Below are 14,931 nucleotides of genomic sequence, written 5' to 3'. Positions count from 1 at the left end.
CCCACATCAACGTATTTGCCGCTCACAAAGCCAAGTCAGGCTATCTTTGGGCTTAGAAAGTTTTAAAGTCCCATTAGGGGGCGAAGGGGGACAAGGGGGACAAGGGGGACAAGGGGGACAAGGGAGACAAGGGGGACAAGGGGGTAATTCCAAGCCACCAGTTACTCACCCGACTTCTGACTTTTGACTTTTGACTTTTGAATTCTGACTTCTGACTTCTGATGCTATGATCGCAAAGGATTGGGGCTGTAGCTCAGTTGGATAGAGCGAGCGCCTCCTAAGCGCTAGGTCGCGCGTTCGAGACGCGCCAGTCCCGTCAAAATTCAAACCTTACAGCTATGTCAGCAGGGAAAGCTGTTTGCCTGAATGACAAACGCTCGACGCTTGTAATCGCGTGTTCAAAGTGCCATAATTCACAAAACTAGCTAATATAAGTGTTTTCATACCTAGCAATAGATGTAGGATTGAGCAGGAATAAAGCAGCTTTTTCCTGTGTTGCTTCAGATAAATGAATTTGTGCCAAAGTAACTAATCCTTCCGTGACAAAAGAATCTCTAACTACAGCATTTTCTCGACCATTAAAGGAAGTTTCATAAAAAACTTCTTTAATCCCAGCTGAAATAATTAACTTTAAACAAGATAGACAAGGTTCTAGGGTGACATAAATACTCGCCCCATCAGTAGATGTACCGTGTTTGGCAGCTTGGGCGATCGCATTTGCCTCTGCATGTACAGCCCGCGATGGTAGGCTCTTACTAGCGTCACAACTGCTCAACCCTGGATAGCAGTATCCTTGAGCAGTACAATGAGCTGAACCAGACGGCGAACCGTTATAACCTGTTGCTACAACCTGCTTGTTTTTAACAATTACCGCGCCAACTGGAAAAGCAAGGCAAGTTGAACGAGTAGCTGCTAGTTTAGCCAACATTAAAAAGTACTCATTCCATGTTGGTCTTTGGTCATCGCTAGCTGTCATTTTCCGTCCTGGTTATATAACTTTCCTGTTTTCAAACACTCGGATGCCTTTTGCAACTCCATTCCTAAATATCCAGAATGATCTGGACGAATAGAAGGAGAAGCAGCACAAATTTCTCTTAATAGCTTCAAGGGATTTTTCCCAGAATAGCAGGCAACAACCTCACCGCTACCAGGTGTTGTTTGGGTAACAACTATCTCACCATCTGTAACTTCAATTAGGAAGTTTCCACATGGATCGTTGTAGTCTAATTGTTTAGAAATTACCGCATACTGCTGCTTAATCAGTCGATCTACGTTTTCCCAAGTATCGTCATATATGTGGGCTGATTGGCTCATTGTAATCAGCGGTCCCATGCGTAAATCGTAACTAGAACGAGCGGCAATTTCATCTCGAATATGCTGTTGTAATGCTCTCAATCCCATAGCGTTTGCAGCCCATGCAGAAAACATATCGTTACTGCGTAACGTCGCTGTTAATGATATTTCTTGCTCGACAACTCTCACCCAAATATGATTTAAACATGGGCTACCACCTTTTTCATGGTCTTTCACATCCCACAGTGTCATGACGGCACTAGCAGCATCGATCTCTCCAATCAGCTTTTGAATCACCTGCTCGACTTGATCTCGACCAAAATGCGATCGCAATCTTTGACCGTAAGTATATTTCACCCCTTCTCTATAGGGCTGGTCGTCTAAAATCTGCGAAAGATATTCTTGAATAAAAGCGCGATCGCATGGTAGATAATTTGGTTCGGGAAAATAGAAACCCTCTGGTTCGTCGGTGACAATTGCCATCAGATCGATCAATTCCTGCCATTGCCCATCGTAGCCAGTAGGTCGAATTGTTCCTGTTGTTTTGATTCGGTGAATAATTTTCACCCAAGTTTCAGCAATTGTTTTTCCTTCAATTCGATGTCCGTAACGAGTTCCAGGTAAAACTGTAGGAACTACACTCTCTATAGGAAATTCTAAAGGCACACCCCAAGGCTGTATTTCTTGTTGTTGAGTCACAGCAACAAAATTGCGCGTCTGCTCGACTGCTTCAGTAATCGAAAACACTTCCTTAACTACAAGATTTTGCCGCAACTGTTCCAATGCAAAAGCATCGACTTCCATATCGATATACCCAGAAATGGAGGAACGAATCATCCAGCAGTGCTTTCCCGTATCGCTTGACCCTGCTGCAAAGCCATGCTCGAAAAAATCTAACAAGCACTTCGTACCCCCTGAGTTTCTATCTTCTTTAGTAGCGTTGAGAACAACTAAGAAACGAACGTGAGGATTGGCGAGTAAATTGCGGATCAGCAAGTTAATTCCCCGCGTTGGCGAGTATAACTGTCCGATGACTGCATATTCGCTCTGTTGCAAATGCTTGGCGATCGCCTGTTTGACAGTCCAACCAGTCACGACTGCAACTTGTCCAGTGCCATATAATAGCTGGTTTGGTTTATGCGAAGGTCTGTAATGGTACTGTTTTGTAGAATCGGTGACTGTCACAGGCTTACATCACAAAAGTAACTCTTGTAGAATACCTAAACCTGAAACAAAATTGCCAGTTACTCGTATCTTTTTACATTCGTCATCGGCGATCGCTACCAATTCGTTCTGTGTAGCAAAATAACCCACATCCATATCTACGCCAGTAGCTAGCACAACTTCACAAATAAAGCTGCTGGGCAACAAAAAACCTCGACTCAAAAGCCGAGGTGCAAGAGGAGGAATTAAATGCCGATGGGAGCTACTGTTATCGAACTTAAATCTTGAAATTAAAAAACTTAGCTAGCAACTAGAGCAACTAATACTATAGCCATGACAAATACACCAGCGATCGCACCCTGAAAAGCATAGCGACTCTGCTGTTCTGGGGATGGGTATTCAGAATAATACATTTCTGGCTCAGTGGCGTAGTTGTTGATGATACCGTCTTCGTTGATAGTTGTGTACATATCGCTTATTGCTTGTTTGTTACTTCTTGTAAACTAATATAACGCTTTTGTTACAAAAAGCAAGATGACTTGACAAATAAAAAATAAATAGTAAACAAAAGTAGAACTTATCGCTCGGCGAGCAACTACCAACTACCCATTACCCATTACTCATTACCAACAGACAAAAGAATTGTTGTAATGTATTGACTAACTCAGTTTTGGCAGACAAGAGCTGCTAATGTATGGTATATATCTACTGTAATCCCACCGATAAACTGGAAATTAGAGGGATAAGTTATTGTCGAATGCTGACAACTGATTCCTTAGCCTCCAGCCCCTAGCCCCTACCTCAGTCAAAATGGGTATTGTTGTAGAAAACGTCACGAAACAGTTCGGCAGTTTTATCGCTGTCGAAAACGTCAGTTTAGAGATTGAAAGTGGTTCATTAGTCGCTTTGTTGGGTCCGTCAGGATCGGGTAAGTCTACGCTTTTACGTCTGATTGCGGGGTTGGAGATGCCGGATAGCGGTAAAATCTTGCTGACGGGTAAAGATGCGACCAATCAGAGCGTACAGGATCGGAATATTGGGTTTGTATTTCAGCACTACGCTTTGTTCAAACACATGACGGTACGCCAAAACGTCGCCTTTGGGATGGAAATTCGCAAAGCCACCAAAGGGAAAGTTAAAGGGCGGGTAGAAGAATTATTAGAGTTAGTACAATTAAAAGGATTGGGCGATCGCTATCCTTCGCAACTTTCAGGCGGACAGAGACAAAGAGTCGCCCTGGCGCGGGCGCTAGCGGTAGAACCAAAAGTTTTGTTACTAGACGAACCCTTCGGGGCGCTAGATGCCAAAGTGCGGAAAGATTTACGCGCCTGGTTGCGCCGCCTCCACGATGAAGTCCACGTTACGACAGTATTTGTCACCCACGACCAAGAAGAGGCGATGGAAGTTGCCGACGAAATTGTCGTGATGAATAAAGGTAAAGTCGAACAGGTAGGAACGCCAGCCCAAATTTACGATCGTCCCGCTACAGCATTCGTGATGAGTTTCATCGGTCCTGTGAACGTGTTACCGAGTACGGCGAAAATATTTCAGGGTAGCGGGTTTGATTCTGCCCATCCAGAAATCTTCTTACGTCCCCAAGATGTGGCGATCGAGACAGAACCTAACGCTACGAGTGTCCCTGCAAGAGTCAGTCGGATTATTCATCTGGGCTGGGAAATTCAGGCAGAGTTAACTTTAGACGACGGACAAGTCGTCATGGCGCACTTAACACGCGATCGCTTCGACCAGCTGCAACTCGAACCGCAGCAAAAGGTTTATGTCAAACCCAAAGAAGCGAAATCTTTTCCGCTATACTATTCGATTTAGCATTAGTGGTCATTGGTCATTTGTAAGTGGCTAGTATCTAGTGGCTAGTGGCTAGACTTTTTTCTAGTCACCAGCCACTAGCCACCAGTCACTCTCTACTGGCTAAATCGAAAACAATAAAAAATATGAACTGGTTTGGTTTATCGCGCCGACAATTTTGGTCGTGGGGAAAATTCTTCAGTCTGCTGAGTCTATGCTGCTTGCTGATCGTCAGTTGTAATACTTCTCGTCCGCCAGCACAAACAACAACGCCTGCTACTGGTGGTGGTGGTGGGGGTAACAGTCGCATTACTGTGGGGACAACGTTAAGACCGAGAACGATCGATCCCGCAGATAATTACGAGTTGGCAGGCACTAATATTACTACTAGTTTGTGCGATCGCCTCTACACTTACAAACTAGGTACGGGAGAACTAGAACCCCAGCTAGCTACAGCTTTACCTAAAGTCAGTCAAGATGGGTTAACTTATACGATTCCCATCCGTACAGGAGTCGTTTTTCACGACGGTACGCCTTTCAACGCCGAAGCGATGGCGTTTTCCCTGAATCGGTTTATTAAAAATGGTGGTAAACCGAGTGCGTTGTTGTCAGATGTGGTGAGTTCTGTAGCGGCGACAGGAAATGACCAAATAACAATTAAATTAAAAAACTCTTTTGCGGCATTCCCTTCAGTCTTAGCTTTTCCTGGGATGTGCGCCGTCTCTCCCAAAGCCTATCAAATTGGTAGCGGCAAATTTTTACCGACAAAATTTGTTGGCACGGGACCCTATCAGTTAAGGCAGTTTACACCGAATTTGGTACGGATGGATGCATTTGATAAATATTGGGGCGCAAAACCGACAAATCAAGGTATTGACTTTCAAATTCTCTCGAATGCGGCAAATTTATACAATTCTTTCCGTACGGGTGCAGTAGATATTGCCTATCAAACCTTCGATCCGCAACAGGTAGAGAGTTTAAAACAGCAAGCAACATCAAAAGGATGGCAGGCAATTGAAGAAAAAAGCAATACTGTCACCCACATGATTTTGAACGTCAAGCAAAAGCCTTTAGACCAATTGGAAGTCAGACAGGCGATCGCCTCTATGATAGATCGTCCCCTACTGATACAACGAGTTTACCAAAATCAGGCGCAACCACTCTACAGTATGCTGCCCGATACCTTCGACAGTTATAAACCCGTGTTTCAATCGGCTTATGGCGATGGCAATGTAGAGAAAGCAAAAGCCTTACTAGCCAAAGCGGGATACACCAAAGAGAACCCCTTGAAATTACAAGTCGTTTATCCTGGGTATTCCCTGATTCGGGAACAAATAGCTGGTACTCTGAGGGGATACGCAGCGCAGAAACTCGAAGGGATAATTCAAATCCAGCCGCAGCCAGAAGAATCAGCTACCTTTTTCGCCAACCAAGCCAAAGGAGCATATCAGGCAATTTTACAAGATTGGTATCCCGACTTTGGCGATCCCGATAACTATATTCAACCATTTTTAAGTTGTCCTAAAGGCGATGCTAGCGGTTGCGAGAATGGTGCCAGTCAAAGCCAAGGTTCGTTCTACTACAGCGATCGCATGAACAAGTTAATTGCCCAACAGCGCCAAGCACAAGACCCGCAAGCGCGGGCAAAAATCTTTGGCGAAATTCAAGATGCGATCGCCCAAGACGTGCCGATTATTCCTCTAGTTCAAAATAAAGACTACGTTTTTGCTCAAAAAGGACTTCAAGGCGTACAAATCGACCCAATTTTGAAACTTCCCTTGTGGCAGATAAAAAAAGGATAGATCTGTAGAGACGTTTCATGGAACGTCTCTACAATCGTAGGCTAGCGATCGCGCCAAAGACAAGACAACCAAAGGCGATACGTAGGAGAAGCGGTAGCTTATAAATACTCGCAACTACAACAACTATACTCGCTGCGATCGCCCCCCAAATTTCTACAGTTGACTGTCCTAGATCGGCTACGCTACTAGTAGCCATTACTAAAATTACCGCAAAACCAACTTTATCCAACCAACCCGCTTGCAGCCGATCCGTCCTTACCCAAATCCCCACACTTCGCATCAAGAAAGTCCCCAAACCAGCCAATAAAATAATCCACCAAACATGCATCTGAACTTCACCCTTTCTTAGCGTTCTTAACTTTGCATCTACTCTTACGAGAAGTTGCTTTGCGCCTTCGCGTCTTTGCGTGACATAAAAAAGAATTTTTGCAGCTACCGATAAATTTTAGGCAACACTACAGCCAAGCAAGTCACCCCTACAATCGACAATAAAAAACCCAAAGTTCCCCAACCTTGAGTTACCAGTACCAAACCAACACCGATCGCCACTACAATCCACTCTCGACTGAGGCGATCGCCAATACTATCGACTAAAAGACAGATAAACAAACTCGGCAAAGCAAAACTCAGCCACTGTACGGGTAACTTTGCCCCGATTTGACATCCCAACCAAGTTCCAGAGATCCAACTCAACCAACATAGAATATGGATGCCGAAATAGTAGAAATGCGATCGCGGTTTGCTAGTAATATCTAGAGCAAAAGCCTCATCTGTAAGCCCGTGAGCCAGGAATAATCGCTGTCCTAGCCCAAAAGAGTTGAAAATGCGATCGCTAGCCAGACTCATCGGAATATGCCGCAAATTAATCAACAGCATCGTCAGCACGATACTTACCCAGAATAAATCTTGCTTGACTCCTTCCAAAGCGGCAAATTGGGCAGCACCAGCATAAACCCAAATAGACATCGTAACTGCTGCTGGCGTGGATACACCTATCCCAGTTGCCAGCGCCCCAAAACTCATCGCTACAGGGAAATAGCCAACTCCCACCCCCAAGGCGCGATGAATGCCTTTCAAAAACTCATGCATTGACCGTTCTCGAATCCGCTACAGCATTAGTTTAGTTAGTGGGGGCAAATTCAGTCTTGAACGATCTTGCTCTAGATTTATTCAGTAACAGCGTGTTTCAGTGGTGGCAAATACCTTGAGTGGTGGCAAATACCTTGAAACGAAGCACGAGATTTTCGCCTGCCTGCTCTCATGCAGTATTAGCCTACTGGTTGACACATTAACATAGAATCAAATATCGTATCCTGTCGTGAGAACTTGAAATGGATGCTTTAGTCCGAGGACTCGACATAAAACTGCGCCAATGGCAACTTAATATTGCTCATCAGGTGAGACAATATCTGGTGGAGATTATTGAACTGGCAGACCAAGACGCTTTAGGTATTCTTCGTTCTAAAGCAGTTGAACAAGAAGTGTTGGATTTGATTGATGAACCTAAAACCAGGTGAGGTGTGGCTAGCTGATTTAGGACTTGCAGCCAAGACGCGCCCTGTCATCATTGTGTCTCGCTACGATCCTACCCCCTTTGAACTCTCGTTTGCCACAATCTATAGGTGAAATACCGCTGGCTATAGCTTTAATACAGAAACGGAACTAATTTCCAAGTTTTGTCTGCATATATCTTGTATTCTTCTCCAAAACTTGCTTCTAGCATCTTCTCTTCTACACCAATTCGGTAAGCTCGGGACGTAATTCCGATAACTACAATAGCTATCAACACAACCCAATTCGTAACGGCTAATCCCGCGCCTATCTCCATCAGTAATGTTCCAAGATATCCAGGATGGCGAATAACGTTGTACGGAGCTTGATTTACAATTTTCTGCCCTTCGATAACCTGTAATGTCCTTGTATAAAACTCACCCAGCGTTTTAGCAGCCCAATATCGCATTGCTAATCCACCAAGCATCAGTGTTAATCCCAGCCAGCCAACATTTGCATGGCTCCAGTATCCGACTTCATAAGTATTTAAGATAGGCGCAGTAATGACCAGCAAAATACCGATCGTGCCACTGCTCCACAGCACTTGAGAACTGCCTGCATCAGCTAGTCCTGGTTTGAGCTTGAGTGCCTGTTCACCTTTTCTCAACGAACGCTCCATCACAAAGTAGCAAGCAATCAAGAGGTATGCCGAGACAGTTGTAATTGTCATACTGACTTTTCTAAATACAGAAATAAATCATCTAGAACTACTATATTTTCCTGGCGTAACTCCGACGCTTAAGATGCAGAAAATCAAGTAATTATTAAAAGCTCGATTGTGTCTTCTCGATCGCCTGCGAATCAATTTCGATCGCGCTCAGATGTAGGTGGAGATGGTGCAGAACGACCCAAAATCAGCGGAATACTCATAGTTCCCAGAGCCATCATAATGACTGCCAAAAGCCAAATCACTAAACGGTTGGGGCGATAGTTACCGCTTTCAATTTGCCCAAAAACTCGGTTATATCGCCAAGCTGCTAAGGCAATCGTGAAGATACCAACTATAACTAGGCTAACCCCCAAATTCTCGGAGCTAACTAAATTGCGATCGGCAACCGTAGGTTGTTGAGTCACGGCTGTTTGAAGTTGGCGCAGAAATAGACCGAATCGAGCGATCGCAAACCCAAAACCAATTAAAGCGATCGCAGTCCGCAACCAAGCTAAGAAAGTCCGCTCGTTGGCTTGATGTTCCCGTTGGCGATCGATTTCCGATTTTCTGTTCGTGCTATTTTTCATTCAGATTCCCAATTGAAGTGGAGTTGGGGAATCGACTGCGTAACTTCTGACCGAGATATATTTAACACTGCTTTTCTCTTGCGACCAAATCGGCAACTGATTCACCTTTTGTAGCGTTAAATCTACATATTTCATGCCTTTCTCGCCAACTATCTCCATACCAAAATAGCCTTCTGCACCATCATGTTCGTGCGGTCCGCTCGAATGTACCGTATAACGACCCTGCCTGACAGCCTGATTAAACGGCGAACCTACCGTCCCAATCCAGCGAGAGGGAAAAATAATTCTGCCAATATCCTCTACCCAGTCTCGTTGACCTTGTAAATGATAAATCTGCTCAGCCGTGTTAAAACCATCTGTGCCACCAAACACACCTCCAATCGAGACAACTGCAATTTGAGTGTTTGGCAGCCATCGAGCGAGATATGGAGTTGCGGCAAGGGCAACTTGAGCGCCACCACTCGTCCCCATCAATAGAATCTTAATTGGTTGCTGAGAGGTTTGGGATAAGGGGTGAGCTGCTTGCATCCGGTCAACGATCGCGTTAGCAATCCCCAAGTTATAGACTTTTCCATAGCGATCGTCGGCAGAAATCGCAAAACGCCAGAGGTTGCGAATTTTTATTAATACATCCGCCACACCATACCAACCTTTAGCCTCGTCTGCAAAACGCCACAAGGGAGCTAAAAAGCGCTCTCCCCCCAAACTTTCATTTGCGGCTGAATAGGGAAAGACATCGCGTACGGTAACGCAGTTAGGATGCGCTTGTTCGAGACGGTTGAGAAAGACTTCTTCCCCAGGTAATAGCTGGTTAGCAGAAAAATCTCCCACACCTGTTAAAAAGACAATGTAACAATTTATATTTGCCGACTGCGCCTGAGAATTTGAACTGCCACTCAATCGCAATTGCTTATCTGGCTTTGGTTTTAGCCCCAAACTCTCCACTTCTTGAGATAGCCACCAAACCAAAGTTCCCACGGGTGAGAACATGCCCCAAATCAAAAGTATAATTCCCGCTAGAACTAGCAGTCTTAAGCTTCCGCTCCGCAGCCAATTGACAAACCTCACCATAAGATCGATTGGAATTGGTAATTGGTAGTTGGTAGTTGGTAGTTGGTAGTTGCGAATGACCATTAACCATTCACTACTCACTTTTCAAGGAATTTAAAGTGCGCGATCGAAATAGCAATCTTTGGAGTTTACTACGGGAAGCACTAACTTTAGACCCTAATTTTTACGAACATATTCCGATCAACGCGAAAAACCGCCGCTTCGCCCATATAGTGGTTGTTCTTGCAGCCATCTCTTACTCTCTTGGTAGTGCTGTGATTTTTTTAATCAACCGAATTCCCCTACCGTTGTTAATTTTGAGGCTCTTGGGCAGTGGGATCGGTGTCGTCATCGGCTACTACTTTTGGACTTTGACGATTTGGAAAATTGGTGACTGGTTTAAACCAAATCACGTAACTTATCGAGCGCTGATGATTCCTCTAGGCTTGGCTTACGCCCCCCAAGCTCTCAACTTTTTAACTCTGATTCCTCTATTGGGTCAACCAATTGAGCGAATTCTAGCCGTGTGGAGTTTGCTAGCGGCAATTGTAGCAGTCCGCCAAGGTCTAGATATTTCCCCTGGTTGGGCGATCGCGATCTGTTTAATTGGTTGGATACCGCTTCAAATGACAATCGGTCTAGTCAGAGCGATCGCTTGAGAAGTCAAAAGTCAAAAGTTAAAAGTCAAAAATTAGGAGTCAGGAGTCAGGAGTAATTCTCCCTCAGCTGGGCGACTCTCTCTTCCCCGGCTCCCGGCTCCCGGCTCCCGGCTCCCGGCTCACTGTTCCTGGGTTTTTTCCTGTCGTTCGTCTGAGATTGCTTGTTTAATTTCTGGGCTGTCGAGTAACTCTTTTGCCATATCCATGAACTTGAGACTGTCTGGGTGGATTGACTGTCGCCGCAAAATGGGAATTTCCTCATTAGAAGCATCGTTGTTTGCTGGACGGTCTGCATCTGAGTACATAATTCCTAACTTGAACTCGCCTTTTCAAAAATTGTATCGAGTTTGTCTCTATATTGCGATCGCAATTGAAGTAGAACACTGCGATCGCAATTGAAGTAGAACACTGCGATCGCAATTTCGATAGAAAGCCATAAAGCTTACGCCTGCACCCGAAAATCGTGGATCGACCACCAAGCTTTTTTCTCTTGTTTGTTGACAACGCGAATATAGCGACCTCTCACAGGAGAATTTAAGCCGATCCTCGTCACGGGAGAACCTAGACCTTGATATACTGGTTTGCCAAATTGGTTGGGATTGTTACCTACATAAACCTCAAATCTTGTCAAGTAATCGTCTCCTGAAGATCCTGCATTCATGACGATCTCTCTAACTGTTTGGGGCGATCGCATATCGACTTGAAACCAATCGCCATTTGCGATCGCATCTCCACTGGTATAGCGCGTATCTGAGTTGCGATCGATTGCCATATCTGGCGCTTCTCGATCCCAAGTACCTTTGCGGCTGGCTGAGGCTTGCCAGTTACGCGAATTTAATTCATTTTTGCCCACAACCGTTCTTTCAGTACCAGCACGATAAACTAAAAATTCGGCAAACGACCAATCGGGCTTTGACTTTTTCGCAAATCTTTGAGGGACAATTCTGATATACCTAGCTTTTTGCGTCGGAAAAGACACTTGCATTCGTGCCATTGCATTTCCTTTGACACTGGCAACCAACTTTCCTTTTGACTTTGCCGTATTAGAGACATAGACCTGATAGTCTCGTAAAAAACTACTAGCGGCTTTGCGAGAATCCATCACGATTCTATTGAACGACTGCGACGAACCCAGATCGACAGCAAACCAATTACTAGAACTTGCATTGGCGATCGCAAATTGCGTCCGAAAGTCATTGTCAATTGCAGCTGCGGCATTTCCTCCCGAACTACTTGCTTTCCAAGCAAAACGATTCAGTTCAATTCCTCGTTTCGGTTCGGAGAGATTATGGGAATCGTCCCACACTTGTTCGCCTAACCAAGTTAAATTTGTCGGGCGACTGCCATTTGTTTTATTAACACTATCGCCACTTGCTCCACCCGTATCGGACGTTGCGAGTGCGTTCCAATCCCATGCCCAATAATGCCATACGAGTCTGCCAATGCCACGCTTTTTTGCCACTGCCAAAGATATACGGGCGGCTTCCGTCACGTCTAAATCTGCTTGTGAATTGCCTGTAGTGGCAGCATACTCGCCAATAATCATTGCCAATCCTTTTTTCTGGACGCGATCGACAAAATTATCGAGTTTATTTAAATTCCAATTCCAATTAACATAAGTATGCAGGCTAAAGACAACTCTTCTTCTCGGATCGGTTTTTAAAAGTTGTTGTCCGTAAGTTAAAAACGCACTGGTAGAGTCTTTAATAAAGTTAGCTTTGGTCGTGCCGTTGCCGTCTTCAGAACCAAAGTTGTAACCATCAACTACAATAATATTATTTGCACCTGCTTTGCGTATATCTTGGATTAGCAGTTTGTGCATGTCATACCAATATTTTTCGACTTTATTTGTTCCCCCTGGTTCGTTCATAATGTTGAACCAGACATAGGGATTATTTTTATAACGAGTGGCAATTTTGCGCCAAAAATTACGTAAATCTTGTAAGGATGGATTGGAATCTTCAGTATAAAAACTACCTGAATGGTCGTGACATTCAAGCATAATTACTGTTCTGGGATTACTGCCAGCATAGGCTTTGACGTATTTATCTATTAGCTTATCGGTGACAAACCAATTCGGATCGCTACCTGGTTTCAGTACTAATGATAGTCTGACGGTATTAAACTTCCAGATATTTTTGATATATTTCACATCTTTGGCACTCGATTGATCTGTCCAAATGCCAATATTTGCTCCTTTCATTACAAACGGCTGTCCGTTAGGAGCAAAAATTTTCGTACCTCTAACAGTAAATTCTTTTGCACTTGCTGCTGGAGAAAATCCAATAAAAACTATGCAGAGGAACGCCAAAACCGATATAAGTGTAAAAGAAATTTTTCTCATGGCGTTACCTATCCTCTGGAAAAGCGCTCGCGCAAAGACACGAAGGCGCTAAGGCTAATCTTTTGCGTCTTTGCGGCTTTGCGCGAGATTAACAAACAGTTGCCATTCTAGCGCTGCCTAGCCAGAGGTGACGATGATTTCAGCACAACTCGTTCGCCATAATTTAACAGCCTTTCAAGAGTAGTCAGGCGATTTGACCACACGTTGACTTGGTAAGAATTTTCTAACGCTTGCGATCGCATCCAATTTTTAAACTGAGTCTGGAAGCTATTTAAAGCTGTTCTAGCTGCTGCTAAGTTACTGACAGAAGGAGTTTGAGCTAAGCGATCCAAAGCAGTCTCTAAGTTTTGCGATCGAGTATTAAACTCACTCAGTGCCGTCCCCTTCAACCAAAGCCGCTCGTTTGCCAGCAAGAATTGCCACTCTTGGCGCAAATTAACATAACGCGCCGCTGCTGTGTGGAAAGGCTGACGATAAGGGACTGGTGCAGTCACTTTGACTTTTGTGCCTTGGGTGTTGTGAAAAACTTGCTGGAGTTCATCGTTGAGGTTTTCTACAGCAAAAAGGGCGTAGCCGCTCCCGGGTAAATCTCTAACGAGCTGAATTTGGTCGAATGCACCCATAGTTGGTAAGTTCAGCAAGCGAATTCCTGGCAACAGCAAAGCCGAACCGAGTTTGCTAGAGGTAATCCAGGGTTGGGCGAGGCGCTGAAAACGGTAGGAATCTAGAGCATAAGTCATCGGCACGATCAAATCTACATCGCCGCGATTTGCCCAGACTTCCCAGTGTTGCTGTAACTTATGGGTGCGATCGTGTTCTGATAGGGGAAAGACAGCCACAGACATCACTAAGTTAGGGCGCTTTTGCTTCAAGTAGCGGGAAGCTTGAGCGACAAAACCATCGATTTGTTGCGTGCGAAACTGCGTCCACCTTTGCCATAAATCGCGATCGCTTGGTTTAATTGTCGTTGGGTCTACGCCCGTCAGTTGTTGAAACTGCTGCCTGGCGGCAATTCCGTAACCATAAGTCCGGTCGGCGCTGGGGTCTTGGAAAGGATAGCGGATGTAGTCTAGTTGCAAACCATCCACGTTGTAGCGGCTGACAATTTCTTCGTAAAGCCGTAATAAATATTGTCTGGCGGCGGGGTTGGCTGGGTCTAAAAATGGCTTACCTTGACCGGGCGGAAATAAACTCCCGCGATTATCGTAACTCGCCCACTCGGGATGAGCGGCAATGACGGGTCCTGGATAATCTGCGGGTAAATTTATCAGCGTATTATGACGCTTGTTGCCTACGGCAAAAGTCCACACCCAGGCATGTAACTCCATATTGCGATCGTGGGCTAACTTCACCGCTGATGCCAACGGGTCCCAGCCTCTAACTAGTGGGTTGGGTTGAGGTGCAACTTGACTGGGATAGATCGGATAGCCAGCATTAACGGTTTCAAAAAAGATTGTATTGATACCAGCAGCGGCGAGACGGTCAAAAATCTTTGCCAATCCTTGCTCCGAACCCGCACGAATAATACTACCTCGGTCTAGCCACATCGCCCGAATTTCTGGTTGAGCCGCGTACTGTTCGACGGGGTAGTTTTGCCATAGTAGTGCTTGTGCTTTGTGCCATTGCTGACGCGCCCCCGCAAAGTCCTTTTGGGCGATCGCCAGGGGTAAAGTTTTGGCAATTGCTTTCGCCTCTGCCACTGCCCTAGCTGCCGATTCTGGTAACGTACCCACAAAGGAGCCAGTTGTCGCCACAGCGGTTGTTTCAGAGTTAGTTAGCTGTGCCGTTGCATTATCATTCATGCTGCTACTAAAAGCACGAGCTGCTAACTGAGCGCTTTCAAATCTGCCAATCAGATTATCTAACTCTTGTTTAAGCGCAAATGCCTGTACCCCATCTAAACCTGGTGGGGCAATTCGTTCGATCGCCTCATCTGCTGGTAGTTTGTTGTTGGTAATTGGTGATTGGTGATTGGTAATTGGTAATTGGTGATTGGTAATTGGTGAATTCTTCTCTGTCCCTCTGC

At 45.0% G+C, this 14,931-nt stretch carries 16 protein-coding genes, 1 tRNA gene and 2 pseudogenes; 7 read left to right on the top strand and 12 right to left on the bottom strand.

The genetic code is table 11. The features are described 5' to 3' along the window. Window positions 1-187, top strand: a pseudogene (locus tag DSM107010_RS40550) (hypothetical protein); the annotation flags it as partial. Window positions 188-242: 55 nt separating this feature from the next. Continuing rightward, window positions 243-316: transfer RNA gene (locus DSM107010_RS33475), tRNA-Arg, on the top strand. A gap of 105 nt (window positions 317-421) precedes the next feature. On the opposite strand, the gene DSM107010_RS33470 is transcribed toward DSM107010_RS33475, so the two are convergent. From DSM107010_RS33470 to psb34, 4 genes are all read right to left on the bottom strand, one after another. Next, complete coding sequence (locus tag DSM107010_RS33470; RefSeq protein WP_106167762.1) at window positions 422-976, bottom strand: deoxycytidylate deaminase; 555 nt, start codon at window positions 974-976, stop codon at window positions 422-424. Further along, a complete protein-coding gene (locus DSM107010_RS33465) occupies window positions 973-2,478 on the bottom strand; it encodes a thymidylate synthase (protein WP_106167761.1) in 1,506 nt (501 codons plus the stop codon). The genes DSM107010_RS33470 and DSM107010_RS33465 overlap by 4 nt, the downstream gene beginning before the upstream one ends. A 9-nt stretch (window positions 2,479-2,487) precedes the next feature. Further along, window positions 2,488-2,634, bottom strand: coding sequence for a hypothetical protein (locus DSM107010_RS38990; protein ID WP_158631933.1), 147 nt, complete (start codon window positions 2,632-2,634; stop codon window positions 2,488-2,490). Between the two features lie 122 nt (window positions 2,635-2,756). Then, complete coding sequence (gene psb34 / locus DSM107010_RS33460) at window positions 2,757-2,927, bottom strand: photosystem II assembly protein Psb34 (RefSeq protein WP_015153715.1); 171 nt, start codon at window positions 2,925-2,927, stop codon at window positions 2,757-2,759. 340 nt (window positions 2,928-3,267) lie between these two features. Here psb34 and DSM107010_RS33455 point away from each other — a divergent pair, with 340 nt between their 5' ends. Continuing rightward, window positions 3,268-4,284 (top strand): sulfate/molybdate ABC transporter ATP-binding protein, encoded by a 1,017-nt coding sequence (locus DSM107010_RS33455; RefSeq protein ID WP_015153716.1) that lies wholly within the window; start codon window positions 3,268-3,270, stop codon window positions 4,282-4,284. Between the two features lie 125 nt (window positions 4,285-4,409). Then, window positions 4,410-6,065, top strand: a complete 1,656-nt coding sequence (locus DSM107010_RS33450) for an ABC transporter substrate-binding protein (RefSeq protein WP_106167760.1) — start codon at window positions 4,410-4,412, stop codon at window positions 6,063-6,065. A gap of 28 nt (window positions 6,066-6,093) precedes the next feature. Here the strand turns inward: DSM107010_RS33450 and DSM107010_RS33445 are convergent, their stop codons facing one another. Continuing rightward, complete coding sequence (locus DSM107010_RS33445) at window positions 6,094-6,393, bottom strand: AzlD domain-containing protein (protein WP_106167759.1); 300 nt, start codon at window positions 6,391-6,393, stop codon at window positions 6,094-6,096. 104 nt (window positions 6,394-6,497) lie between these two features. After that, window positions 6,498-7,154, bottom strand: a complete 657-nt coding sequence (locus DSM107010_RS33440) for an AzlC family ABC transporter permease (protein WP_015153719.1) — start codon at window positions 7,152-7,154, stop codon at window positions 6,498-6,500. A gap of 242 nt (window positions 7,155-7,396) precedes the next feature. Here DSM107010_RS33440 and DSM107010_RS33435 point away from each other — a divergent pair, with 242 nt between their 5' ends. Both DSM107010_RS33435 and DSM107010_RS41720 read left to right on the top strand, forming a co-directional pair. Further along, complete coding sequence (locus DSM107010_RS33435; RefSeq protein WP_015153720.1) at window positions 7,397-7,582, top strand: hypothetical protein; 186 nt, start codon at window positions 7,397-7,399, stop codon at window positions 7,580-7,582. Continuing rightward, window positions 7,563-7,658, top strand: a pseudogene (locus tag DSM107010_RS41720) (type II toxin-antitoxin system PemK/MazF family toxin); the annotation flags it as partial. The gene DSM107010_RS33435 and the pseudogene DSM107010_RS41720, both read left to right, overlap by 20 nt. 52 nt (window positions 7,659-7,710) lie before the next feature. Here the strand turns inward: DSM107010_RS41720 and DSM107010_RS33425 are convergent. From DSM107010_RS33425 to DSM107010_RS33415, 3 genes are all read right to left on the bottom strand, one after another. After that, a complete protein-coding gene (locus DSM107010_RS33425; RefSeq protein ID WP_015153722.1) occupies window positions 7,711-8,286 on the bottom strand; it encodes a methyltransferase family protein in 576 nt (191 codons plus the stop codon). A gap of 131 nt (window positions 8,287-8,417) precedes the next feature. Next, on the bottom strand, window positions 8,418-8,852 hold the full coding sequence (locus DSM107010_RS33420) for a YidH family protein (RefSeq protein ID WP_015153723.1): 435 nt from the start codon (window positions 8,850-8,852) through the stop codon (window positions 8,418-8,420). Continuing rightward, window positions 8,853-9,923, bottom strand: a complete 1,071-nt coding sequence (locus DSM107010_RS33415) for a hypothetical protein (protein WP_371934021.1) — start codon at window positions 9,921-9,923, stop codon at window positions 8,853-8,855. A 98-nt stretch (window positions 9,924-10,021) separates the two neighbouring features. Here DSM107010_RS33415 and DSM107010_RS33410 point away from each other — a divergent pair, with 98 nt between their 5' ends. Further along, window positions 10,022-10,561 (top strand): YIP1 family protein, encoded by a 540-nt coding sequence (locus DSM107010_RS33410; protein ID WP_106167757.1) that lies wholly within the window; start codon window positions 10,022-10,024, stop codon window positions 10,559-10,561. Between the two features lie 119 nt (window positions 10,562-10,680). Here DSM107010_RS33410 and DSM107010_RS33405 read toward each other — a convergent pair whose 3' ends face one another. The 3 genes from DSM107010_RS33405 to DSM107010_RS33395 form a co-directional block, all read right to left on the bottom strand. Further along, window positions 10,681-10,866: a hypothetical protein gene (locus DSM107010_RS33405; protein ID WP_015153726.1), complete on the bottom strand. Its 186-nt coding sequence runs from the start codon at window positions 10,864-10,866 to the stop codon at window positions 10,681-10,683. 137 nt (window positions 10,867-11,003) lie between these two features. After that, on the bottom strand, window positions 11,004-12,905 hold the full coding sequence (locus DSM107010_RS33400; RefSeq protein WP_015153727.1) for a cellulase family glycosylhydrolase: 1,902 nt from the start codon (window positions 12,903-12,905) through the stop codon (window positions 11,004-11,006). Window positions 12,906-13,012: 107 nt separating this feature from the next. Further along, on the bottom strand, window positions 13,013-14,931 hold a 1,919-nt coding region (locus DSM107010_RS33395), incomplete at its 5' end, for a glycoside hydrolase family 10-like protein (RefSeq protein WP_127025035.1).

The organism is Chroococcidiopsis cubana SAG 39.79 (genome assembly GCF_003991895.1).
In the GTDB taxonomy this organism is placed as follows: domain Bacteria; phylum Cyanobacteriota; class Cyanobacteriia; order Cyanobacteriales; family Chroococcidiopsidaceae; genus Chroococcidiopsis; species Chroococcidiopsis thermalis.
This window is presented reverse-complemented; position numbering and strand designations above follow the sequence as displayed.